At 66.9% G+C, this 22,212-nt stretch carries 16 protein-coding genes; 11 read left to right on the top strand and 5 right to left on the bottom strand.

The features are described from left to right. Window positions 1-144 precede the first annotated feature (144 nt). Window positions 145-1,860 (bottom strand): arginine--tRNA ligase, encoded by a 1,716-nt coding sequence (gene argS, locus ACK5F2_RS16800; RefSeq protein WP_409866703.1) that lies wholly within the window; start codon window positions 1,858-1,860, stop codon window positions 145-147. A gap of 43 nt (window positions 1,861-1,903) precedes the next feature. On the opposite strand from argS, the gene ACK5F2_RS16795 reads away from it, so the two are divergent. Together ACK5F2_RS16795 and ACK5F2_RS16790 are read left to right on the top strand one after the other, a co-directional pair. Next, the gene (locus ACK5F2_RS16795; RefSeq protein ID WP_409866700.1) at window positions 1,904-3,268 is read left to right on the top strand and encodes a serine/threonine-protein kinase; all 1,365 of its coding nucleotides are present in this window, start codon (window positions 1,904-1,906) and stop codon (window positions 3,266-3,268) included. A gap of 105 nt (window positions 3,269-3,373) precedes the next feature. After that, window positions 3,374-3,679, top strand: a complete 306-nt coding sequence (locus tag ACK5F2_RS16790; protein WP_409866697.1) for a PsiF family protein — start codon at window positions 3,374-3,376, stop codon at window positions 3,677-3,679. Window positions 3,680-3,808: 129 nt separating this feature from the next. On the opposite strand, the gene ACK5F2_RS16785 is transcribed toward ACK5F2_RS16790, so the two are convergent. Next, window positions 3,809-4,729, bottom strand: a complete 921-nt coding sequence (locus tag ACK5F2_RS16785) for a LysR family transcriptional regulator (RefSeq protein WP_409866694.1) — start codon at window positions 4,727-4,729, stop codon at window positions 3,809-3,811. Between the two features lie 146 nt (window positions 4,730-4,875). Here ACK5F2_RS16785 and ACK5F2_RS16780 point away from each other — a divergent pair, with 146 nt between their 5' ends. The 7 genes from ACK5F2_RS16780 to ACK5F2_RS16750 all read left to right on the top strand — a co-directional run bounded on the left by ACK5F2_RS16780 (window position 4,876) and on the right by ACK5F2_RS16750 (window position 17,548). Beyond that, the gene (locus tag ACK5F2_RS16780; protein WP_409866692.1) at window positions 4,876-7,116 is read left to right on the top strand and encodes a malate synthase G; all 2,241 of its coding nucleotides are present in this window, start codon (window positions 4,876-4,878) and stop codon (window positions 7,114-7,116) included. 319 nt (window positions 7,117-7,435) lie between these two features. Next, window positions 7,436-8,161 (top strand): TonB-dependent receptor plug domain-containing protein, encoded by a 726-nt coding sequence (locus tag ACK5F2_RS16775; RefSeq protein ID WP_409866689.1) that lies wholly within the window; start codon window positions 7,436-7,438, stop codon window positions 8,159-8,161. A 9-nt stretch (window positions 8,162-8,170) separates the two neighbouring features. After that, a complete protein-coding gene (locus ACK5F2_RS16770) occupies window positions 8,171-10,129 on the top strand; it encodes a TonB-dependent receptor domain-containing protein (protein ID WP_409866686.1) in 1,959 nt (652 codons plus the stop codon). A 403-nt stretch (window positions 10,130-10,532) separates the two neighbouring features. Then, complete coding sequence (locus tag ACK5F2_RS16765; RefSeq protein WP_409866684.1) at window positions 10,533-13,400, top strand: TonB-dependent receptor domain-containing protein; 2,868 nt, start codon at window positions 10,533-10,535, stop codon at window positions 13,398-13,400. A 143-nt stretch (window positions 13,401-13,543) separates the two neighbouring features. Continuing rightward, the gene (locus tag ACK5F2_RS16760) at window positions 13,544-14,782 is read left to right on the top strand and encodes an NAD(P)/FAD-dependent oxidoreductase (RefSeq protein WP_409866683.1); all 1,239 of its coding nucleotides are present in this window, start codon (window positions 13,544-13,546) and stop codon (window positions 14,780-14,782) included. Window positions 14,783-14,956: 174 nt separating this feature from the next. Beyond that, window positions 14,957-15,715 (top strand): class II glutamine amidotransferase, encoded by a 759-nt coding sequence (locus tag ACK5F2_RS16755; RefSeq protein WP_409866681.1) that lies wholly within the window; start codon window positions 14,957-14,959, stop codon window positions 15,713-15,715. A gap of 108 nt (window positions 15,716-15,823) precedes the next feature. After that, window positions 15,824-17,548, top strand: a complete 1,725-nt coding sequence (locus tag ACK5F2_RS16750; RefSeq protein WP_409866680.1) for a M14 family metallopeptidase — start codon at window positions 15,824-15,826, stop codon at window positions 17,546-17,548. A gap of 2 nt (window positions 17,549-17,550) precedes the next feature. On the opposite strand, the gene ACK5F2_RS16745 is transcribed toward ACK5F2_RS16750, so the two are convergent. The 3 genes from ACK5F2_RS16745 to ypfH all read right to left on the bottom strand — a co-directional run bounded on the left by ACK5F2_RS16745 (window position 17,551) and on the right by ypfH (window position 19,358). After that, window positions 17,551-18,066 (bottom strand): GGDEF domain-containing protein, encoded by a 516-nt coding sequence (locus ACK5F2_RS16745; RefSeq protein WP_409866678.1) that lies wholly within the window; start codon window positions 18,064-18,066, stop codon window positions 17,551-17,553. A gap of 5 nt (window positions 18,067-18,071) precedes the next feature. Then, window positions 18,072-18,482: a hypothetical protein gene (locus tag ACK5F2_RS16740; RefSeq protein ID WP_409866676.1), complete on the bottom strand. Its 411-nt coding sequence runs from the start codon at window positions 18,480-18,482 to the stop codon at window positions 18,072-18,074. Window positions 18,483-18,635: 153 nt separating this feature from the next. Beyond that, entirely contained in the window at window positions 18,636-19,358 is a 723-nt protein-coding gene (ypfH, locus tag ACK5F2_RS16735; RefSeq protein WP_409866673.1) for an esterase, read from the bottom strand. A 63-nt stretch (window positions 19,359-19,421) separates the two neighbouring features. Here ypfH and ACK5F2_RS16730 point away from each other — a divergent pair, with 63 nt between their 5' ends. Both ACK5F2_RS16730 and ACK5F2_RS16725 read left to right on the top strand, forming a co-directional pair. After that, the gene (locus ACK5F2_RS16730; RefSeq protein WP_409866670.1) at window positions 19,422-19,886 is read left to right on the top strand and encodes a (2Fe-2S)-binding protein; all 465 of its coding nucleotides are present in this window, start codon (window positions 19,422-19,424) and stop codon (window positions 19,884-19,886) included. Next, on the top strand, window positions 19,883-22,183 hold the full coding sequence (locus tag ACK5F2_RS16725; RefSeq protein ID WP_409866667.1) for a molybdopterin cofactor-binding domain-containing protein: 2,301 nt from the start codon (window positions 19,883-19,885) through the stop codon (window positions 22,181-22,183). The genes ACK5F2_RS16730 and ACK5F2_RS16725 overlap by 4 nt, the downstream gene beginning before the upstream one ends. The last annotated feature ends 29 nt before the right edge of the window (window positions 22,184-22,212 follow it).

The raw sequence follows: 22,212 nt of genomic DNA, 5'->3' as shown, positions 1-22,212 counted from the left end.
CCGAACGCCGGCCTGGCGCACAAGCCCGGGACGCGTCCGGCGGCACCGGCACCTTGGTGACGTACAGCGCCACGGCCAGCGCCAGCGCCAGGCCGATCAGCAGGCCGACGATCAGGCCCATGGCGAATCCGCCGCGTTGCGATTTCATGCGGTCTCCAGCGCGGGTTGTTCCCGGTCCATGCGTTGCGGTGCCGACACGCCGAGTACCGCCAGCGCATTGCGCAGCACCTGGCGGGTGGCCGCCAGCAGCGCGATACGCGCCTGGGTCAGTGCGGGTGCCTGATCCAGCACGCGCTCCGCCGCATAGTAGCTGTGGAATGCAGCGGCCAGATCACGCAGGTAGAAGGCGATGTCGTGCGGGGCCAGGCCTTCGGCCGCGGCGCTGAGCACGCGCGGGTAGTCGGCCAGCTTGAGCATCAAGGCCGCCTCGGTGGGCGCGCTCAGCAGGGACAGATCGGCAGCCGCCAGCGTGGCCTCGTCCCCGCCCCAGTTGCGGATGATGGAGCTGATGCGGGCGTGCGCATACTGCACATAGAACACCGGGTTCTCGTCGTTCTGCTTCAGGGCCAGGTCCACATCGAAGGTGAATTCGGTGTCGGCCTTGCGGCTGATCAGGAAGAAGCGCACCGCGTCGCGGCTGGTCCAGTCGATCAGATCTCGCAGGGTCACATAGCTGCCGGCGCGCTTGGAGATCTTGACCTCCTCGCCGCCCTTCATCACCGTGACCATCTTGTGCAGCACATAGTCCGGGAAGCCCTGCGGGATGCCCAGGCCAGTGGCTTCGGAATAGGCCTGCAGGCCGCCGCGCACGCGGGCAATGGTGCCGTGGTGGTCGGTGCCCTGGATATTGATGCACTTGGTGTAGCCGCGCTCGAACTTGTTGACGTGATAGGCCACGTCCGGCACGAAGTAGGTGTAGCCGCCCTCGGACTTGCGCATCACGCGGTCCTTGTCATCCCCGTAGTCGGTGGACTTGAACCACAGTGCGCCGCCTTCCTCATAGGTCTTGCCGCTGGCCACGATGCGCTCCACGGCCTTCTCCAGCTGGCCGCCGGCGTAGACGCTGCTCTCCAGGAAGTAGTTGTCGAACTTGAGGCCGAAGGCCTGCAGGTCCAGGTCTTGCTCGTGGCGCAGATAGGCGACGGCGAACTGGCGGATGCCGTCCAGGTCCTCGATATCGCCGCTGGCCGTGAACTCACGGTCATCGGCCTTGACGGTTTCCTTGCGCAGGAAGGCGTCGGCGATGTCCTGGATGTAGTCGCCGTTGTAGGCGGCCTCGGGCCAGCCGGCGTCGCCGGGCTTGACGCCCTTGAGGCGCATCTGCGTGGAGTTGGCCAGGGTGGCGATCTGCACGCCGGCGTCGTTGTAATAGAACTCGCGCGTGACCTGGGCGCCCTGGGTCTGGAACAGGCTGCAGATGGCGTCGCCCAGGGCCGCCTGGCGGGCGTGGCCCACATGCAGGGGGCCGGTGGGGTTGGCCGAGACGAACTCCACCATCACATGGCGCCCATTGGCCGGCTGGTCGCCGAAGGCGGCGCCCGCGCTCAGCACCTCGGCCACCACAGCCTGCTTGGCCGCGGGCTTGAGGCGCAGATTGATGAAGCCGGGGCCGGCGATCTCCAGGGCCTCGACCCAGGTCAGGAAGGCGGGGCGGCGCTGCAGGGCCGCCACCAGGGCTTCGGCCAGCTCGCGCGGGTTCTTCTTCAGCGGGCGGGCCAGCTGCATGGCCACCGTGATGGCGTAGTCGCCATGGCTGGCCTGCTTGGGCGACTCGAAGGCGGGCGTCAGCGCGGCGCCGGGGCTGAGTTCTTGGATGGCCTCGCCCAGGGCGGCGAGCAAATCCTGCTTGGCTTGAATCATGGTTCGAATTCTACGGGCGGCGAATATGATGGCGCCCATGGTCATGGACAGCAGCACGCTGAGCACAAGCAGCCCCGGCGGGGGAGACCTGCCCGCCTACATCGGCAAGTACCGCGTTGTACGCCGCCTGGGCGAGGGCGCGACCAGCGATGTCTTCCTGGCGCGCGACGACTTCCAGGGCCTGGAGGTGGCGGTCAAGCGCGTGCGGGCCTGGGCCTTGAGCGAGCACGGCGGCTCCGAGGGCCAGATCAGCCATCGTTTTTTTGCCGCCGAGGCCTCGCTGGCGGGGCGGCTCCAGCACCCGAACGTGGTGCAGATCCTGGACGCCGTGCCCGACCCGGATGCGCCCTATCTGGTGATGGAGTATGTGCAGGGGGTCACGCTCAAGAGCTTCTGCCGCAGCGACCGCCTGCTGCCCCTGGATCAGATCGTGGAGCTGGGCTTCAAGTGCGCCATGGCCCTGTCCTATGTTTATCGGCAGGGGCTGATCCACCGCGATGTGAAGCCGGCCAATCTGCTGGCCGTGCTGGATGCGCAGGGCCAGCTCACCGATGTGAAGGTCAGTGACTTTGGCAGCGCCCTGAATCTGCGCTCCGATGCCACCCAGGTGCATCGCGTGGGCTCTCTGTCCTATATGCCGCCTGAGCAGATCGAGGGCGGGGATGTGGACTGCCGCGCCGACATCTACTCCCTGGGTGCCGTGATCTACCACCTGATCGCCGGGCGGCCGCCCTTCGATGCGCCCACCCAGATGGCGCTGATGCACCAGATCTACCATCAGGCGCCGGCTTCCCTGATCGGGCAGCGCGGCGGTGTGACCCCGGAGCTGGATGCTGTGGTGCTCAAGGCGCTGTCCAAGCACCCGGGGGAACGCTATCAGAGCTGGGAAGACTTCGGCCGTGCCCTCTCCGAGCTGGTGGCGCGCCAGCTGGTGCCCCTGGCCCGGCTTTACGAGGTCAAGGACTCCGAGCGCTTCAACCTGCTGCGCGAGCTGGAGTTCTTCAACGATTTCGGCGATGTGGAGCTGTGGGAGGTGGTGCACCGCGCGCGCTGGCGCCGCTACCCCGTGGAGCATGCGCTCTACAAAAAGGGCCAGGAGGGCAATAGCTTTCACATCATTGCCCAGGGCGAGGTTCAGGTCTTCCGCGACGGCACTTTGGTCGTGACCCTGGGCAAGGGCACCTCGGTGGGTGAGATGGCCTATCTGGCGCCCAACCCGGCCCTGCGTCGCCACAGCACCGATATCAAGGTGAGCGAGGTCTGCACCACCATCTCCTTCACGCCCGAGTCCCTGGGCCAGCTCAGCCCCGAGTGCCAGCACCGCTTTGACCGCGCCTTCATCCAGGTGCTGGTGCGGCGCCTGCATGCCGCCCACGAGGCCTTGGCACATCCCCGCCGCATCCTGTGATGCGCTCGCCCGGGTCAACCGGCTTGAGCCCCGGGCGTTGCTGTGTTGGAATTCATGCGGCACCGTGCTGCATGGTGCCCACACTCATCAGGAAGGAACCTCACCATGAAGCTTCATATCGCGCTGCTGACCCTGGCATTTGCCGCTGCGACCGGCGCGCAGGCCGAGGAGAAGAAGGCACCCACGCCCCAGCAGGAGAAGATGAAGGCCTGCAATGCCGATGCCAAGGGCAAGACCGGCGATGAGCGCAAGGCCTTCATGAAGGAATGCCTCTCCGCCAAGCCCGCCGCGGCCGCGGCGGCCAGCACGCCCCAGCAGGAAAAGATGACGACCTGCAATGCCGACGCCAAGGGCAAGACCGGCGATGAGCGCAAGGCCTTCATGAAGGAATGCCTGAGCAGCAAGAGCTGAGCTCCCGCCAGCAATGAAACGGCCCCGCGAGCGGGGCCGTTTTTCATGGGGCGTCACCCTCAGCGTGCGCCCACGCCGCGCGCTAGACCTGGGCCAAGGCGGTGAGCGGCACGGCTAGGGCGGCGGCACTCATCCATGTGCAGCGGCCTGCTGCCAGTAGGCCGGGCTGCCGTAATGCTGCTTAAGAAAGTCTATCCACAGCCGCACGCGCAGCGGCAGGTGCTTGCGCTGCGGCACCAGGGCGTAGATGCCATTGGGCGGGGCCGCAAACTCATCCAGGACCGACTGCAGGCGCCCGGCCTTGATATCGGCCTCGACTTCCCAGAGGCTGCGCCAGGCCAGACCCAGGCCGGCCAGACACCATTGATGCAGGACCTGGCCATCGCTGCAGTCCAGCCGCCCCTGGGGGCGCCAGTGATAGAGCTGGCCATCCACCCAGAAGGCCCAGCCGCGGGCCTGGCTGGCCTCGGAGGACAGGCTCAGCGTCTGATGCCGCGCCAGCTCGCTGGGATGCTGGGGCACACCGGCGCGCCTGAGATAGGCCGGCGTGGCCACACACAGGCGCCGGTTGTCGGCCAGACGCATGCTCACCAGGCTGGAATCCGCCAGATCGCCCACGCGCACCGCGCAGTCGAAACCCTCGTTGACGATGTCCACCACCCGATCCGAGAGATTGAGCGAGAGGCTCAGATCCTGATGCCGGGCGAGGAACTCCGGCACCAGGGGCGCCACATGGCGGCGGCCGAAGCCGGCCGGCGCCGTGATGCGCAGATGGCCGCTGGCCTTGATGCCCCCCGCGCTGACCCCGGCCTCGGCATCGGCAAACTCCACCAGCAGGCGCTGGCAGTCCTCCAGAAAGCTGCTGCCCTCATGGGTGAGGGTGATGCGCCGGGTGGTGCGCACCAGCAGCTTCACGCCCAGGCGCTCCTCCAGCGCGTCGATGCGCCGACCCATCACCGCAGGCGCCACGCCCTCGGTCTGGGCGGCGGCCGTGAGGCTGCCCTTGGTGGCGACCAGCACAAAGGATTCGATCTGTTTCAAGCGATCCATGGCGGCGATTGTGCATTGCGGCTGCGCCTATTTTTGCGTTTTGGAACAGCATTACATGCATCGGCCGCTATGAATCCCGGGGGCGGCCTCGCATAAATTGCTGCGCAATGTCTTTTCTTTTCATCAGCTCAGTCAGGAGTTCCGCCATGACCGCCTCCCGCACCCCCGCCCACCGCCTCCAGGTCGATTCCGCGCTCTACCGATTCATTGAGGAGCAGGTGCTGCCGGGCACCGGCGTGAGCAGCGCCGCCTTCTGGGCCGGCTTTGACGCCATCGCCCACGATCTGGCGCCCAAGAACGCGGCCCTGCTGGCCGAGCGCGAGCGCCTGCAAAGCGAGCTGGACGCTTGGCACCGCGCCCACCCCGGCCCCATTGCCGACATGCCTGCCTATCGAGCCTTTCTGGAGAAGATTGGCTATCTGGTGCCCGTGCCGGCCCAGGTCAAGGCCAGCACGGCCCATGTGGACGCCGAGCTGGCCCTGCAGGCCGGCCCGCAGCTGGTGGTGCCCATTCTGAACGCCCGCTATGCGCTGAACGCGGCCAATGCGCGCTGGGGCTCGCTCTATGACGCGCTCTACGGCACCGATGCCATTCCCGAGACCGACGGCGCCGAACGGGCCGGCGCCTACAACCCGGTGCGCGGCGCCAAGGTCATCGCCTTTGCCCGCCAGGTGCTGGACCAGGCCGCGCCCCTGGCCGGCGGCGCCTCGCACAAGGACGCCACGGCCTACACGGTGCAGGATGGCCGCCTGCAGGTGGGCCTGGCCGGCGGCGCCAGCACGGGCCTGGCCGATCCTGCCCAGTTTGTCGGCTACCAGGGCGAGGCCGCGGCGCCGCACTCGGTGCTGCTGGTGCACAACGGCCTGCATCTGGACATCCAGATCGACCGCAGCACGCCGATTGGCCGCAGCGACGCCGCCGGCGTGGCCGATGTGGTGCTGGAAGCCGCCCTGTCCACCATTCTGGACCTGGAAGACTCGGTGGCGGCCGTGGATGCCGAGGACAAGCTGCTGGCCTACAGCAACTGGCTGGGCATCCAGCTGGGCACCCTGACCGAGGAAGTCAGCAAAGGCGGCAAGACCTTCACCCGGCGCCTGAACGCCGACCGCGTCTACCAGCGGCCCAGCGGTGGCGAGCTCAGCCTGCACGGTCGTTCGCTGATGTTCGTGCGCAATGTCGGCCACTTGATGACGAATCCCGCCATTCTGCTGGAAGACGGCCGCGAGATTCCTGAGGGCATCATGGACGCGGTCATCACCACGACTATTGCTCTGCATGACCTGAAGCGCTCGGCGGCGCGCCGGGCCGCCCCAAGCGCCGCGCACCCCCTCGGGGGGCATGGGGGTGCAGATATCTGCAATTCGCGCACCGGCTCCATCTATATCGTGAAGCCCAAGATGCATGGCCCGGCCGAGGTGGCTTTTGCGGCCGAGCTCTTTGGCCGCGTGGAGCAGCTCTTGGGCCTGCCGGACAGCACAGTCAAGCTGGGCATCATGGACGAGGAGCGCCGCACCAGCGTCAACCTCAAGGCCTGCATCGCTGCCGCGGCCAGCCGCGTGGCCTTCATCAACACCGGCTTCCTGGACCGCACCGGCGACGAGATGCATACCGCCATGCTGGCCGGTCCCATGCTGCGCAAGGGCGATATGAAGAGCAGCGCCTGGATCCAGGCCTATGAGCGCAGCAATGTGCTGGTGGGTCTGCAGTGCGGGCTGCGCGGCCGCGCCCAGATCGGCAAGGGCATGTGGGCCATGCCCGATCTGATGGCCGCCATGCTGGAGCAGAAGATCGGCCACCCCAAGGCCGGCGCCAATACCGCCTGGGTGCCCAGCCCCACGGCCGCCACCCTGCATGCCCTGCATTACCACCAGGTCCATGTGGCCGCGGTGCAGCAGGAACTGGAAAAGATCGACCTGGACGCCGAGCGCGAGGACATCCTGCACAAACTGCTGAGCGTGCCCGTGGCCGCCAACCCGAGCTGGAGCGCGCAGGAGCGCCAGCAGGAGCTGGACAACAACGTCCAGGGCATCCTGGGCTATGTGGTGCGCTGGATCGACCAGGGCGTGGGCTGCTCCAAGGTGCCCGACATCAACGGCGTGGGCCTGATGGAAGACCGCGCCACCCTGCGCATTTCCAGCCAGCACATCGCCAACTGGCTGGAGCATGGCATCGTGACCGAAGCCCAGGTGCGCGAGACCTTCGCCCGCATGGCCGCCGTGGTGGACCAGCAGAACGCCGGCGACCCGGCTTACAAGAGCCTGTCGCAGAACCCCCAGGGCGCCGCCTTCCAGGCCGCACTGGACCTGGTCTTCAAGGGCAAGGCCCAGCCCAGCGGCTACACGGAGCCGCTGCTGCATGCGTGGCGGCTGAAGGTGAAGCAGGGCTGATGCTTTGTGCGGGGCGCGGGGCGCGGTGCGCCCCGCGGGGGGCGTTGAGGCGAAAGGCGTTGCGGTCACGCGACAGGATCTTTCATCCCGCGGGGCGCGGAGTTATAGGGTTTCCACCTGGTTTTTGATGAAAAACCCCATGAATCCAACGCCAATTTGATCCAGGTCGCTCTCAATTAGGGGCATCCCCGAGGAGTTGCGGGCCTGCACTGGTCAACAGTGACGTCGGACCGCGCAGGGTTTACGGGTTTTGCGCGCCTCTCAACACTCCGCCTCTCACGAAGAGCCGGCCCCGTTTCGCTAGTTCATTGGAGTCCTCATGTTCAAAAGAAAAGCCACCAGCACTGCCGTGCTGATCGTCATGGGCGCTGTGGCGGCGCTGCCTGCCTTCGCTCAGGACAAGCTTGAGCGCGTCGAAATCACCGGTTCGGCCATCAAGCGCATTGATGCCGAAACCGCCGTTCCGGTCACCGTCGTCAAGATGGAAGACCTGAAGGCCCAGGGCGTGACCAGCGTCGAGCAGATCATGTCCTCGCTGAGCGCTGTGCAGATGACCCAGTCCTCCAGCCAGCAGGTGGGCTCGGGCACGGGCGGTGCATCCTTCGCCAATCTGCGTGGCATCGGCTCCAACAAGACCCTGGTGCTGCTGAACGGCCGCCGCATCGCCAACAACGCGATCGATGGCGCCGCCCCCGACCTGAACATGATCCCCTTCGCCGCGCTGGAGCGCGTCGAAGTGCTGCGTGATGGCGCCTCTTCGCTGTACGGTACCGACGCCATCGGTGGCGTGATCAACTTCATCACCCGCAAGGACTACCGCGGTGGCGCCATCACCATCGGTGTGGACAAGCCCCAGATGGCCGGCGGCGAATCCAGCACCGCCAATGTGGGCTTTGGCTACGGCGATCTGTCCTCGCAAGGCTTCAATGTCTTCGGCTTTGTGGACATCACCAAGGCTGATCCGATCGGTGGTGAGCAGCGCCCCTTCAACCAGCGCTTCCCCGGCGGTCTCTCCCCCACGCCCTTCCCGGCCAATTACTACTAGAACGGTGATGTGACGGCCAACCCGTCCGGCCCCGGCTGCACGAGCCCGGACTGGATGGTGCCCGCCGGTGACGGCACCTCCTGCTATATCTCGACCTCGAAGTTCGTCGACTACACGACCAAGGCCGATCGCAAGTCCGCCATGCTGCGCGGCTCGCTGCGTGTGGCCCAGGACCACACCCTGTCGGTGGAATGGTTCTCCACCAGCAATGACTCCGTGGCCCGCATTGCCCCGGTGCCTTTTGGCACGCTCTGGATGAACCCCCGCCGTCCGGACGGTTCGCGGAACCCCTTCTTCCCCGGCAATCCCGGCGCCATCACGCCGGCGTTCACCATCAACCCGGCGTACACGCAGACGAACATGACGCCGCGTCCGGGTGTGACCCTGCAGCCGGGCTTCATCACGGTCAAGTGGCGTGCCCTGGCCGGCGGTCAGCGCACCAATGAGTCGCAGAACGACCAGAGCCGCATCCTGGCCTCGCTGGATGGCACGGTGGCCGGCTGGGATTACCAGGTCGGTGTCAGCCGTAACGAGAACAAGATCAAGGAAATCGTCAGTGGCTACACCGACGGCAACAAGATCACCCTGGCCATGCTCAATGGCCTGATCAACCCCTTCGGTGAGCAGAATGCCGCCGGCGCTGCGGCCATTCAGGACGCATTGCTGGGCGGCAATCTGCAGAACCACAGCGGCAAGGTGACGACGGCCGACGCCCGTGTCAGCCGTGAACTGGGCGACTGGTTCAAGTCGGGCAACAACGCCGCCATCGCCATCGGCGCCGAGTACCGCCACGAGGACTTCCTGTCCACCGCCAACAAGCCGGTGGCCGAGCTGCTGGTGGCCAGCACCGGCGTGGACCCGGACTCCCGCGCGGCCGGTACGCGCAAGGTCTACGCGCTGTACTCCGAGCTGAACGTGCCCGTGACCAAGCAGCTGGACCTGACGGCCGCCCTGCGCTACGACAACTACAGCGACTTCGGCAACACCACCAATCCGAAGTTCGGCGTGCGCTTCCAGCCCATGAAGGAACTGCTGCTGCGCGGTAGCTACTCCACCGGTTTCCGTGCACCCTCGCTGTATGAGCTGAACGCGGCCCAGTCCTATACCAATACCGGCACCGCCAATGACCCGGTCAATTGCCCGGGCGGCACCCCGATTGCGGGCAAGTCCAAGTCGCTGAACTGCAATGTGCAGTTCCAGCGCCTGACCGGCGGCAATCTGCAGCTGAAGCCCGAGAAGGCCAAGAACCTGACCTTTGGCGTGGTCTACGAGCCGACCTCGGAGATCTCCCTGGGTCTGGACTTCTGGTGGATCAAGCAGAAGGACAGCATTGCCGCCCTGGCCGCCAACACCGTGCTAGGCCCGGACTTCAAGACCTTCTCCCAGTACTACAAGCGCAACTCCAAGGGTGATCTGTCCATCGACGGCTTCTCCTGCCCGGGCAGCGATTGCGGCTACCTGGATCTGCGCCAGCAGAACCTGGGCGGCACCAACGCCAACGGTGTGGACCTGAGCGCCAACTGGCGCCTGAAGCTGGGCGGCGCCGGCAATGTGACCCTGTCGCTGAACAGCACCTACATCAACACCTACGAATACCAGGACTACAAGGATGGTCCTTGGAATCAGAACGTGGGTGTGTATGTGGGCAACAACCCGGTGTTCAAGTGGCAGCATGCCCTGGGCGCACGCTGGAAGCTGGGTGCCTGGACCGCCGGTGCCACCGCCTTCTACAAGAGCAGCTACATCGACCAGGATCCTTCCAACACCGTCAAGGCCTACACCACGGTGGATGCCTATGTGGGTGTCGACGTGGCCAAGCAGTTCAGCCTGACCTTCGGCATCAAGAACCTGTTCGACCGCGATCCGCCGTACTCCAACCAGGACGAAGTGTTCCAGGCCAACTACGACCCGCGCTTCTCCGACCCGACCGGTCGCAAGTTCTACGCTCGCGCGTCGTACAAGTTCTGATGAGCTGATGTGATCATCAGCCGGCATCGCAGCCTGGTCTGCGCTGCCGGCTCCAGGATGAATCCCCACGGGGCGAGGCAACTCGCCCCGTTTCCGTTTTGGCTCGCAACAACTCTTGATCGCGCGCTCGCAAGTCCCCACGATTCATGCGGACGTTGTCTGGGTGCAACTACTCAGCGAGGGGTTAGGCAATGCAATCGCGGGTTTTCTCTTATCTAAAGCTGTCTCCAAGGGGTCGCGCCGCCACGGAGTACCTCAATTGGGGCAAGCCCCGAGTGGGCCAGCTTTACCTTTCGTTAACAGTGTGGTCCGGCGTGCGAGGGGTGGATGGCCTCTTGGCACCATCGATTTGGCAGCACCTCACAAGGATGCAGCCGTTACCGCTTTTCAATTTGGAGCGCTTATGAAATTCCAACGTAGTCTCACCAGCACGGCAGCTTTGTTGGCGCTGGGTGGTGTTTTGGTGTCGCCTTCCCAGGCTCAGTCGCAGCAGACGGCGCCCAAGGTCGAGACGATTGAGGCCGTGGTCATCACCGGCTCCCGTATCGTGCGTCCGAATCTGACGAGCCCTACCCCGGTGGCCGCGGTGACGCCCGAGGTGATGGAAAACCTGGGCCTGTCGAACTTTGCCGACATGGCCACCCAGCTGCCGCAGTTCGCTCCCTCGTTCGGCGCCTCGCGTACTCAGTCCACCTTCTCGGGTGTGGCCTCCTCAGGCCTGAACTTGGCCAATCTGCGTAACCTTGGCAGCGGCCTGACCCTGACCCTGATCAATGGCCGTCGTGTGCCCGGCGGCACGACGACCGGCACGGCGGTGGACTTCAACACCATCCCGACCGCGAACATTGAGCGTATTGAGGTCATCACCGGTGGTGCAGCAGCTGTTTACGGTGCCGATGCAGTGGCCGGTGTGATCAACATCATCACCAAGAAGAATTTCCAAGGTGTCGAGCTGTCGGTCGACTACAGCCAGACCGAGCAGGGTGACAACAAGAGCCCGACCGCTTCGCTGATGATGGGTGGCAAGTTCGGCGACGGTGGTCGCGGGCTGTTGACGATGCAATTCGACAAGCAGGGCTTGGTAAAGTGCGCAGATCGCTATCTGTGCGCTGAAGACTTCAATTGGAGCGATGCCACCAAGCCGCCGGTTCGCGGCCCTGATGCTTATTCCGGTATTGGCTTGGCTGGCCGATTCATCATTGGCGGCAAGAACTACACCCGCCGCAATGGCAGCTTCCTGGATGCTAATGGCAAGCTGATCGAGTTCAGCGTCCCCGTTGATGGCTATAACCGCAACGGCAACCGTGATATCGCCATTCCTACCGATCGCATGCTGTTCGCTGCGGAAGGCGAGTACAAGCTGAGCAAGTCGGTGACGGCTTTCAGCGAGTTCAATTACGCTCAAGCCAAGATTCAAGGTCGCTTCGAGGGTCACCCCTTCCAGTCCAGCAGCGACAAGTTTGGCGGCGGCAATGGTCTGTCGCCCACCATCCCGCGTGACAATCCCTTCATTCCTGCTGAGCTGCGCGCCGTGCTGCCTGCCAACCAGGCAGACATTCAGTGGCTGCAGCGCTTCTCGGGCGACACCGTGGGTGGCTCGCGCGGCGCCAAGAGCGATCGCAGCAATGTTCGTACCGTGTTTGGCGTCAAGGGTGATCTGCCCTCGCTGGCTGGTATTGGCGAAGACTGGCGTTGGGAGGCTGCCCATGTGTACGGGCGTACCAAGGTGAACCTGGGTACGCAAGGTCTGGTGAGCCTGGGCGCTCTGTACTACGGCCTGCGCGTGGAAGCCGATCCGTCCAGCCCCGGCAAGTTCCGCTGCGTGGATCCCGTCGCGCGCTCGCAAGGCTGCGTGCCGATCAACCCCTTCGCCCCGTACACGCCGGAGATGCAGAAGTACCTGCAGCTCTCCGCCACCTCGGTGGGCGAGGCGACGCTGAACTCCACCACGGTGAACCTGTCGGGTTCCCTGATGGAGCTGCCGGCTGGTCCGCTGCGGGTGTCTGTCGGCGCTGAGAACCGCACCCAGTCGGGCGGACTCGACCATGACAACATCATCAATCTGGGCCTGGCCACCGGCAACCAGATCAGCGATACCGACACCGTCAAGCTGAGCACCAAGGAGCTCTATGGCGAAGTGGTGGTGCCGTTGCTGGCCGACAAGCCTTTCGCCAAGTCCTTGAATGCATCGGGTGCCTACCGCCATTCCAAGACCAAGACCACCAGCTACGACACATGGAACTTTGGTGGTGACTGGGAGCCGATCGACGGTCTGCGTCTGCGCGCCCAGAAGGCCCGCGCCGTCCGCGCTCCGACGCCCGGCGAGCTGTCCGGTGTGGGTGAGACCGCAGGTGTCGTGAACGATCCCTGCATCAACTGGGGCGCAAGCACCAACGCGACGCTGAAGGCCAACTGCCAGGCTCTGGGCATTCCGTCCAACTACGACCCCATCCTGCTGATCAAGCAGGGCGTGCGTGGCCTGGTGGGCGGTAACCCCAATGTCAAGCCCGAAGTGGCCACGACCCTGACCTATGGTCTGGTGTTCCAGCCCACCTTCTTGAGGGGCTTCTCGCTGGCGCTGGATCGCTTTGACATCCAGGTCAAGGACGGCCTGAACACCGTGGGTCGCCAACTGGCTGCGGATCTCTGCTACACCAAGGGTGAGCGTTGCCAGCAGGTTGTCCGCGGTTCTACCCCGCTGCTGCCGGGCGCGAACTATGTGCTGCTCGCGGTCAATGACAATCTGGACAACTTGGCTCGATTCGGCGTCTCCGGCTACGACTTCGAGACCCGCTACGGTCTGAAGCTGGGCGGCTACGGCGATGTGGACCTGCATTTCGCAGGCACGGTCTACGACAAGGCCTACAAGCAGCCGATGGCCGGCCAGTCCGAGGTTGATCTGCTGGGTCAGGCCGGTGGTTCGACATCCGACCAGGGCTGGATCAAGTTCACCGCGATTGCCAACATCGGCTACCGTCTGGGTGCAGTGAAGGCCAACTGGAACCTGCGCCACATCGGTTCTGCAGAAATGTCGGCCACTTCGGCGGCTCGCGGCTTCCCCAAGGTTGGCTCCCACACCTACCACAATGTGCGCGCCAGCTACGAGCTGAAGAAGGGCACCGAGGTGTTCGGCGGTATCACCAACCTGTTCGACAAGCAGCCGCCGTTCTTCGGCGCCGGCATGTCGGGTACCCAGGCTTTGGACACCATTCCGGGCTACTACGACGTCTTTGGCCGTTCCTTCTTTGTCGGCTTCAAGACCAAGTTCTGATCAGCTTTCAGAACGTACTGGGGTTTCATGCCCCGGCAAAAGCGGGCTTCGGCCCGCTTTTTTTCTTGGTGCAGCTCTTTGCGGGCATCGCGGGCGGTTGCCCAGAGTCTTTCTAGAATGTCAGCCCACACAAGGAGGGGAATATGTCGGAATCGCCGGGTCAGCTCATGCCCATGCCGCAGCGCTGCGAGTTGCTGATCATCGGCGCCGGCCCCGCCGGCAGCGCCGCGGCCCGCCAGCTCGCGCGGGCTGGTGTGCAGGTGCTGCTGGTGGACCAGCATGCGCCCGGACGCGACAAGATCTGCGGCGATGGCCTCATCCCCGATGCCCACCAGGCCCTGGCCAAGCTGGGCCTGCTGGAGGCCGTGATGGCGCGCGCCCAGCCGGTGGCCCATGTGGGCTGCATAGGCCCGCGCGGCGGGCGCATCGATGTGCCGGGCAGCCTGGCCGTGCTGCCGCGCCGCGAACTGGACCGCCTGCTGCTGGACGCCGCGCTGGAGGTCGGCGCGAGCTTTTTGCAGGCCCGTTTCGAGGCGCCGCTGGAAGATGCGGCGGGCCGCGTGGTCGGCGCCCGCCTGCGCCTGCCGGACGGCAGCGCGCATGAAGTGCAGGCCCGCTGCGTGCTGCTGGCCACCGGCGCCGTGCCCAAGGCCCTGACGGCCGCCGGCATGTGCGAGCGCCACACCCCCAGCGGCGTGGCCCTGCGCGGCTATGTGAAGGCGCCGCAGATGGTGGGGCGCATCAAGGCCCTGGAGGTGGTCTGGGACAAGTCGGTGCGCCCCGGCTATGGCTGGATCTTCCCCGCGCCGGACGGCCACTTCAATATCGGCGTTGGCGTCACCGACAGCCACCGCGATCTGGCCGGCAAGGGGCAGAAGAAGGACGTGAACCTGCGCGCCATCTTCGATGCCTTTGTCGAACACTACGCACCGGCCGCCGAGCTGATGCGCGTGGGCGAGCTCGTGGGCGAGCTCAAGGGCGCCCCCCTGCGCTGCACCCTCACCGGCGCGCGCTGGAGCCGCCCCGGCCTGATGGTCATCGGCGAGGCCGCCGGCTCCACCTACTCCTTCACCGGCGAGGGCATTGGCAAGGCCATGGAAACCGGCATGCTGGCCGCCGAGGCCCTGCTGGCGCATGGCAGCGATGATGACGCCGCCGTGCGAGCGCAGTACGAGGCCGGTCTGCGCGCCCTCAAGCCCAAGTACGAGCTCTATGAGCGGGCCAACCGCATCAATGCCTACCCCTGGCTCACCGACCTGCTGATCTGGCGCGCCCACAAGAGTGAACGCCTGCTGCGCCGCATGAGCGGCGTGCTCAACGAGACCAGCAACCCCGGCAATCTGGTGAGCTGGCGCGGGTTGACGCGCATCATCTGGGAATAGCGTGGGCCCCTCGTCCAAGGTGTACCTTGGCCGGCCCCCCGAGGGGGCGGCGATGCTTGCCGGATTGACCGGCAAGCACACGCCCGAGGCGGGCCGGCTTGGGAGCGGCCCGGCGCTCGGCCCGCGAGTTTCATGCGCTGCAGCGGGCGGGCTTAGTCACCATGGATAACTGATATGTGCCAATTGCTGGGCATGAATGCCAACACGCCGACCGATGTGATGTTCAGCTTCACCGGCCTGGCCACGCGAGCCGATGAGCACAAGGACGGCTTCGGCATCGCCTTCTTCGAAGGCCGAGGCCTGCGCCACTTCGTGGACCACCACAGCGCGCGCGTCTCGCCCCTGGCCGAGCTGGTCAAGCGCTATCCCATCAAGAGCGACAACGTCATCGCCCATATCCGCAAGGCCACGCAGGGCCGCGTGGCCCTGGAGAACACCCACCCCTTCCAGCGCGAGCTCTGGGGGCGCTACTGGGTGTTCGCACACAACGGCAATCTGGTGGACTTCCACCCCCAGCTTCACGCCGCCTTCAAGCCCGTGGGCGATACCGACAGCGAGCGTGCCTTTTGCTGGCTGATGCAGGAGCTGGCCAAGGCCCATTGCGCCGTGCCAACCACCGACGAGCTCAGCCGCACTCTTGCCGAGCTCACGCCCCGGCTCAACCGCCATGGCACCTTCAATATGCTGCTGTCCAACGGCGAGGCGCTGTGGGCGCATGGCAGCACCAAGCTGCACTATCTGCTGCGCCAGCATCCCTTTGGCCAGGCCCAGCTGGCGGACGAGGACCTGAGCATGGACTTCGCCCAGCACACCACCCAGCAGGACCGTGTGGCCGTGATTGCCACCGAGCCCCTGACCTCCAATGAGGACTGGGTGGCCTTCCAGCCCGGGGAGCTCAAGGTCTTTGTGGGCGGGGCTTTGCAGTCCGGCTGAGTCCCTTGAGCCCGCTCGTTCGCACGCCGCGCGGCCCAGGTCATCCCCAGGGGCGCAGACGGGGCGCTTTCGGCACAATCGGCGCGCAAGATCACCTCAAAGACCGCCTTGCCGGTACTGCGCACCATGACCCTGCCCTTGCCCACACCGCGCTTCGATCAGTTTCCGCGCTACGAGGAGCTGACCCAGCTGCTGTTCGCCTATGCCGAGGCGCGGCCCAATCTGGTCTCCGTGCGCTCCATCGGCAAGAGCCACGAGGGCCGCGACATCTGGGTGCTGGTGCTCACCAACACCGCCACCGGCGCCGATGTGGACAAGCCCGCCTTCTGGCTGGACGGCAATATCCACGCCGCTGAGCTCACGGCCTGCACCACTTGTCTGTACTACCTGCACCATCTGCTGGTGCTTTATGGTGCGGACGAGCAGGTCACCCAGCTGCTGGACAGCCGCTGCATCTATATGGTGCCGCGTCTGAACCCCGACGGCGCCGAGCTGGCCCTGTTGCCGAGGCCGCGTCACATCCGCTCCTCCACCCGCCGCTATCCCTTTGACGAGGAGCCGGTGGACGGTCTCACCATGGAAGACGTGGACGGCGATGGCCGCATCCTTACCATGCGTGTGCCCGACCCCCACGGCGGCTACAAGAAGCACGCCGGCGACCCGCGCCTGATGGTGGCGCGCGAGCCCGGCGAGTTTGGTGGCGAGTACTACCGCCTGATGCCCGAGGGCTTCATCAAGAACCACGACGGCCTGACCGTCACGGTGAACAAGGACCGCGAGGGCCTGGACCTGAACCGCAACTTCCCCAGCGAGTGGCGCCAGGAATTCAAGCAGGTCGGCGCCGGCCCCTACCCAACCAGCGAGCCCGAGGTGCGGGCCATGGTGGACTTCATCACCACGCATCCCAATATCGGCGCCGCCATCAGCTACCACACGCACAGCGGTGTGATCCTGCGCCCCATGGGCACTTGCAGCGACGAGGACATGATCCCGGAGGACCTCTGGGCCTACAAGCAGTTCTCCAAGCTGGGCGAGCAGCACAGCGGCTATCCCGCCATCAGCATCTGGCACGACTTCAAGTACCACCCCAAGGAAGTCATCACCGGCACCCAGGACTGGGTCTACGAGCATCTGGGCGCCCTGTTCTGGGTGGTGGAGCTCTGGTCGCCCAACAAGGAAGCCGGCATCGAGGGCTACAAGTGGATCGACTGGTTCCGCGAGCACCCGGTGGAAGACGATCTCAAGCTGCTCAAGTGGAGCGACGAGCAGTGCGGCGGCCAGGCCCATGTGGACTGGCGGCCCTTTCTCCACCCGCAGCTGGGCCCGGTGGAGATCGGCGGCTGGGACAAGATGAACTTCTGGCGCAACCCGCCGCCGCATCTGCGCGAGCGCGAGGCCGCGCGCTTCCCGCGCTGGATGAACCAGATCGCGCTGTCCCTGCCCAAGCTGGAGCTGCTGCGCACCGAGGTGCGAGCCCTGGGCCCCGACACCTGGCGCGTGCGCCTGGCCGTGGCCAATAGCGGCTACCTGCCCGCCTATGTGACCAAGCGCGCCCTGGAGCGCAAGGTGGTGCGCGGCCTGATGTTCGAGATCCATCTGCCCCCCGGCCAGCCCGAGATCAGCCTGGTCAGCGGCAAGGAGCGCATGGAAGGCCCGCAGCTGGAAGGCCATGCACCCAAGCAGAGCCAGCAGGCCATCCTGCCCAGCCGCGAGATCACGGCCGACCGCGCCGTGGGCGAGTGGGTGGTGCGCGCTCCCCAGGGCACTCGGCTGGCGCTGAGCGCCAGCGCCGAGCGGGCAGGTACGGTGCGGACGGAGGTGGTGCTGGACTGAGATCAGTCCGGCGCGGTTCGCTGGCTTCGCGACCCGCGCCGCTCCGGCATCACCGCGTCGGCGCCCGCCAGCACCCCGCGATCTCGGCCCTGTTGCTTGGCTTGGTAGAGCGCGGCATCCGCCCGCCGTATCAGCTGGGATTCCGACTCGCCGGGCAGGGCCTGGGCTACGCCTGCGGAGCAGGTGTAGCGCAAGATCCGACCCGGGGGGGCGAGGCTGGACTGGCGTATGCGCTCCAGCAAGCGGTCCACGCGCGCCAGCAGCCGCGAGGCGTCGCCAGCATCCAGCACCAGCAGGAATTCTTCACCGCCCAGACGACCCGCCAGTTCCTGGCGTCCGACCTCGGCCTGCAGCAGACCTGCGAAGTGCTTGAGCACGAAATCGCCGACCTCATGGCCATGGATATCATTGACCTGCTTGAAGTGATCGAGGTCAAGAAGTACAACCGCCACGGCGCTAGCCCTGTGCGGGCCTAGCTTGCGCCGCAGGTTCTCCAGCAGGTAGCGTCGGTTGCTCAAGCCGGTTAGCTCGTCACTGAAGGCGGCCCTTTGCGCCTGGTCCCGCTCCTGGCGCTGGTCGCGCCAGGAGCGCCCGAGCTCGCTGAGTCGCTGATCACACACAACATCCAACCATCGGGTGTTGTGGTCTCTGTGGTCATGACCCAGCGCCCGTCCATCAAGCTGGTCTCTATGGTGCGGAAGGGCAGCTTGCCGCGTCGCAGCTGGGCGGACCGAAGCCAGTGTTCGAAGTCGTCGGTGACCACCTGGGTGCCCTTCTCACGCATCCAGCCCAGGCGCATCAGATCGGGCCAGCTCGGAAACTCTTCGGGCCGCAGCCCCAGAATTTCGCGGAAGACGGGATTGGCCCACTGCAGCCGGTCGTGCTCGTCAAACAGGGCGAAACCCTGCCGAGACTGGCTCATCAGCGCCAGCAAGGGCGCCAACAAGCGAGCCTCGGCGGATTCAGGGGCGGCACCAACCGCCTCGTGGCTGAGAGGGACCTGCATAACTACCGGCAGAGTGGCCGTTTGTTTGGCGCATTGTGGGCAGGCCGGCGTGGCTAGGTCAAGGCGCTCGCCTGCGCCGGCTCAGTCTGTGGTGCGTTCCTGGCGCTCCTGCTCGGCCGCGGCCAGCATGGCCTCGCGCCACAGCCGCGCCGGCACAAAGGTGCGCAGCTGCTCCATGGCCTTGGCGATCAGCTCCGGGTGCAGCTCGTGGCCGATGCCGGGGCGCACATCGGCGGTGACGTCGCCACCCAGCCGCACCAGGGTCTGGGCCGACTCCACCGCGTACTGGTAGGGCAGCACCGTGTCCGCCATGCCGTGCAGCAGATGCACCGAGACCTGCTCGGGCGCGTGCGCGGGCAGCTGTGCATGCCGGCCGCCGAAGGCCAGCACCCGGCCGGCCAGCTGGGGCTCGGCCTGCACCGCCTCCAGCGCCATGATGGCGCCCTGGGAGAAGCCGCCCAGCGCCACGCGCTCCCAGGCCAGGCCGTACTGCGCAGCGCAGGTCCGTACCCGGGCGATGAAGCCCGGCAGCGCCGCGGCGACGCGACCCGGGTAACTCTCATCGTCAAGGCCCTGGGCCGAGAACCATTGGTAGCCACTGCCGCCGCCCGGCACGCCATCAAAGGGCTCGGGCGCATCGAAACTCAGCACCGCAGCCTGCGGATACTGCGCGCGCAGGGCCTCGGCCAGCGCTTGCATCTGCTGGGCATCGGCACCCAGGCCGTGAAACAGCAGGAACAGCAACTCGGGCGCTACGCCGCCAGAGGGCAGCAGGGCAAGAGCAGGGGCGGAATAGGCATTCATGCCGCAATTGTCGCGCCTTCCCGCTATGCTGGGCGGCGGCCTTATCGGGCGCTCAAGGACATCATGGAACTCAAAGTCAACGGGCAGCTCCAGCGTCTGCCCGAACATGCCAGCGATCCCGCCATGCCCCTGCTCTGGGCCCTGCGCGACGGGCTGGACCTCACCGGCACCAAGTTCGGCTGCGGCGTGGCCGCCTGCGGCGCCTGCACCGTGCAGGTGGACGGCGAGGCCCGGCGCAGCTGTGTCACGCCCCTGTCCAGCGTGGCGGGGCGCGCCATCACCACCATCGAGGGCCTGGGCCCCGACCATGTGCTGCAGCAGGCCTGGGTGGCGCACCAGGTGCCGCAGTGCGGCTACTGCCAGAGCGGCATGCTGATGGCCGCCGCCGCCCTGCTGCGCAAGAACCGCAAGCCCAGCGACGCCGAGATCGACGCGGCCATCACCAATCTCTGCCGCTGCGGCACCTACCCGCGCGTGCGTGCCGCCATCCATGCCGCGGCCGCCCAGCTGGCGGGGGGCAAGGCATGAAGCGTCGCACCCTGCTGCTCTCGGGGCTGACCGCCGCCGGGGCCCTGCTGGTGGGCGTGGCCGCCCTGCCGCCGCGCAGCCGCCTGGGCCGCGCCGATACCTTGCCGCGGGTCGAAGGCGAGCTGGGCCTGAACGCCTGGATCAAGATCGAGGCCGGGAGCGGCGATGTGCTCTTGGCCATGCCGCGTAGCGAGATGGGGCAGGGCGTGCACACGGCTCTGGCCCAGCTGGTGGCCGAGGAGCTGCGCCTGCCGCTGGAACGGGTGCGCCTGATCCCGGCCGGCTACGAGAGCCTTTACGGCAATGTGGCCATGTTCGTGGGCCAGCTGCCGCTGGCGCCACAGCTCACCGAGCCAGGGCGCGAAAGCACACTGGCCCGCCTGGGCCAGTGGAGCGTGGCCAAACTGGCGCGCGAGCTGGGTGTGAATGCCACCGGCGGCAGCTCCAGCGTGGCCGATGCCTGGGAGCCGCTGCGCTGGGCTGCGGCCACGGCCCGCCAGCAGCTGCTGGGCGCGGCCTCTCTGCAATGGGGCCAGGCCCTGGCCGAGCTGCAGCTGGATCAGGGCTGGGTCAGCCATGCCATCGGCAAGCGTGCGCATTACGGCGAGTTGGCGCGGGTCGCTGCGGCCACCCCGCCCGGCGAGGTGAGCCTCACGCCGCCCGAGGCCTGGCGCCTGATCGGCCGCCCCGCGCCGCGCCGCGATGTGCCGGCCAAGGTGGACGGCTCGGCGCGCTTTGGCATCGATCAGCGCCCGCCGGGCCTGCTTTATGCCGCCATCCGCCAGGCCCCCATGCTGGGCGGCTCGCCCGGCGCGGTGGATGCCGGCGCGGCCCTGCGCCTGCCCGATGTGCTGCGCCTGGTGCGCCTGCCGCCTTATGCCGGCAGCGCGCCGGCCCTGGCCGTGGTGGCGCGCAACAGCTGGCGCGCCCAGCAGGCGGCCCAGGCCCTGGACGTGCAGTGGCAGGGCCGCCCGGCCGGCGCGCTGGACGGCGAGCGCATCGCCGAGCAGCTGCGCGAGGCCGCGCGCCGCGCCGCCGCGGGCGAGGGGACGGCTTTTCGACGCAGCGGCGACGCGGCTGCCCAGCTGGCCCAGCCCCTGGGCGAGGGGGAACGCCTGGTGGAGGCGCTCTACGAGGCGCCCTATCTGGCCCATGCCACCCTGGAGCCCATGAATTGCACCGCGCAGGTCAAGGACGGCCGGGTCACCCTCTGGCTGCCGACCCAGGTGCCAGGTCTTGCGCGCGCCCTGGCGGCGCGGGTGGCGGGGGTGGACGAGTCGGCGGTGGAGGTGCATGTCAGCTATCTGGGCGGCGGCTTCGGCCGGCGCCTGGAGGTGGACCTGGTGGGGCAGGCCGTGCGCGTGGCCCTGGAGACCAACGGCGCGCCGGTGCAGCTGCTGTGGTCGCGCGAGGAGGACTTCCGCCACGACTTCTACCGCCCGGCGGGTGCGGCCTTCTGCCGCGCCCGGCTGGACGCCGAGGGTCGGCCGCAGGCCCTGGTTGTGGGCAGCGCGGCGAGATGGCGTCCCCCGCGCTGGATGGAGCGCGTGCTGCCGGCCCTGAGCAGCCGCTTCGAGGCGCCGGACAAGACCACGGCCGAGGGCCTGCTGGACCATCCCTATGCCCTGGACCATCAGCGCATTGCCCATCTGGCCACGCACAGCGGCGTGCCGGTGGGCTTCTGGCGCTCGGTGGGGCATTCGCAGAACGCCTTCTTCATGGAAAGCTTTGTGGACGAGTTGGCCCATGCGGCGGGCCGCGATCCGCTGGACTTCCGCCTGCAGTGGCTGGATGCGGCCCTGCCGCGCCATGCGGCGGTGCTGCGTCTGGCGGCCGACAAGGCCGGCTGGGGTCAGGCCTTGCCCAAGGGTGTGGCGCGCGGTCTGGCCCTGCATGAGAGCTTTGGCAGCATCGTGGCCCAGGTGTTGGAGCTGCGCCTGGAGCCCGATGGTCAGCCGCGCGTGCTGCGCGTGGTCTGCGCCCTGGACTGCGGCCTGGTGGTGAACCCGGCCATCGTCGAGCGGCAGATGGAGAGTGCCATCATCTTTGGCCTCACGGCCGCGCTGTGGGGGCGCATCGATATCGGGTCCGATGGCGCGGTGCGCCAGAGCGGCTTTGCCGACCATCCCCTGCTCAGCCTGGCCCAGACGCCGCGCATCGAAACCCATCTGGTCTCGAGCACCAATCCGCCGGGCGGCGTGGGCGAGCCGGGCGTGCCGCCGGTGGCGCCGGCCCTGGCCAACGCGCTGTTCGCGCTCACGGGTGAGCGGCGGCGCCGCCTGCCGCTGTGGGGCTGATGGGGCTGATGGGCCGCTCGCACCGGCGG

Source organism: Roseateles sp. (assembly GCF_046300915.1).
Taxonomy (GTDB): Bacteria; Pseudomonadota; Gammaproteobacteria; order Burkholderiales; family Burkholderiaceae_C; genus Kinneretia.
The sequence above is the reverse complement of the archived record's forward strand: the minus strand, read 5'-3'. Positions and strand labels throughout refer to the sequence as shown.

Excerpts from the sequence above, each read along its gene's own strand:
- argS (WP_409866703.1), bottom strand. The coding sequence starts at position 1,860 with ATGATTCAAGCCAAGCAGGATTTGCTCGCCGCCCTGGGCGAGGCCATC.
- ACK5F2_RS16795 (WP_409866700.1), top strand. The coding sequence starts at position 1,904 with ATGGACAGCAGCACGCTGAGCACAAGCAGCCCCGGCGGGGGAGACCTG.
- ACK5F2_RS16790 (WP_409866697.1), top strand. The coding sequence starts at position 3,374 with ATGAAGCTTCATATCGCGCTGCTGACCCTGGCATTTGCCGCTGCGACC.
- ACK5F2_RS16785 (WP_409866694.1), bottom strand. The coding sequence starts at position 4,729 with ATGGATCGCTTGAAACAGATCGAATCCTTTGTGCTGGTCGCCACCAAG.
- ACK5F2_RS16780 (WP_409866692.1), top strand. The coding sequence starts at position 4,876 with ATGACCGCCTCCCGCACCCCCGCCCACCGCCTCCAGGTCGATTCCGCG.
- ACK5F2_RS16775 (WP_409866689.1), top strand. The coding sequence starts at position 7,436 with ATGTTCAAAAGAAAAGCCACCAGCACTGCCGTGCTGATCGTCATGGGC.
- ACK5F2_RS16765 (WP_409866684.1), top strand. The coding sequence starts at position 10,533 with ATGAAATTCCAACGTAGTCTCACCAGCACGGCAGCTTTGTTGGCGCTG.
- ACK5F2_RS16760 (WP_409866683.1), top strand. The coding sequence starts at position 13,544 with ATGTCGGAATCGCCGGGTCAGCTCATGCCCATGCCGCAGCGCTGCGAG.
- ACK5F2_RS16755 (WP_409866681.1), top strand. The coding sequence starts at position 14,957 with ATGTGCCAATTGCTGGGCATGAATGCCAACACGCCGACCGATGTGATG.
- ypfH (WP_409866673.1), bottom strand. The coding sequence starts at position 19,358 with ATGAATGCCTATTCCGCCCCTGCTCTTGCCCTGCTGCCCTCTGGCGGC.
- ACK5F2_RS16730 (WP_409866670.1), top strand. The coding sequence starts at position 19,422 with ATGGAACTCAAAGTCAACGGGCAGCTCCAGCGTCTGCCCGAACATGCC.
- ACK5F2_RS16725 (WP_409866667.1), top strand. The coding sequence starts at position 19,883 with ATGAAGCGTCGCACCCTGCTGCTCTCGGGGCTGACCGCCGCCGGGGCC.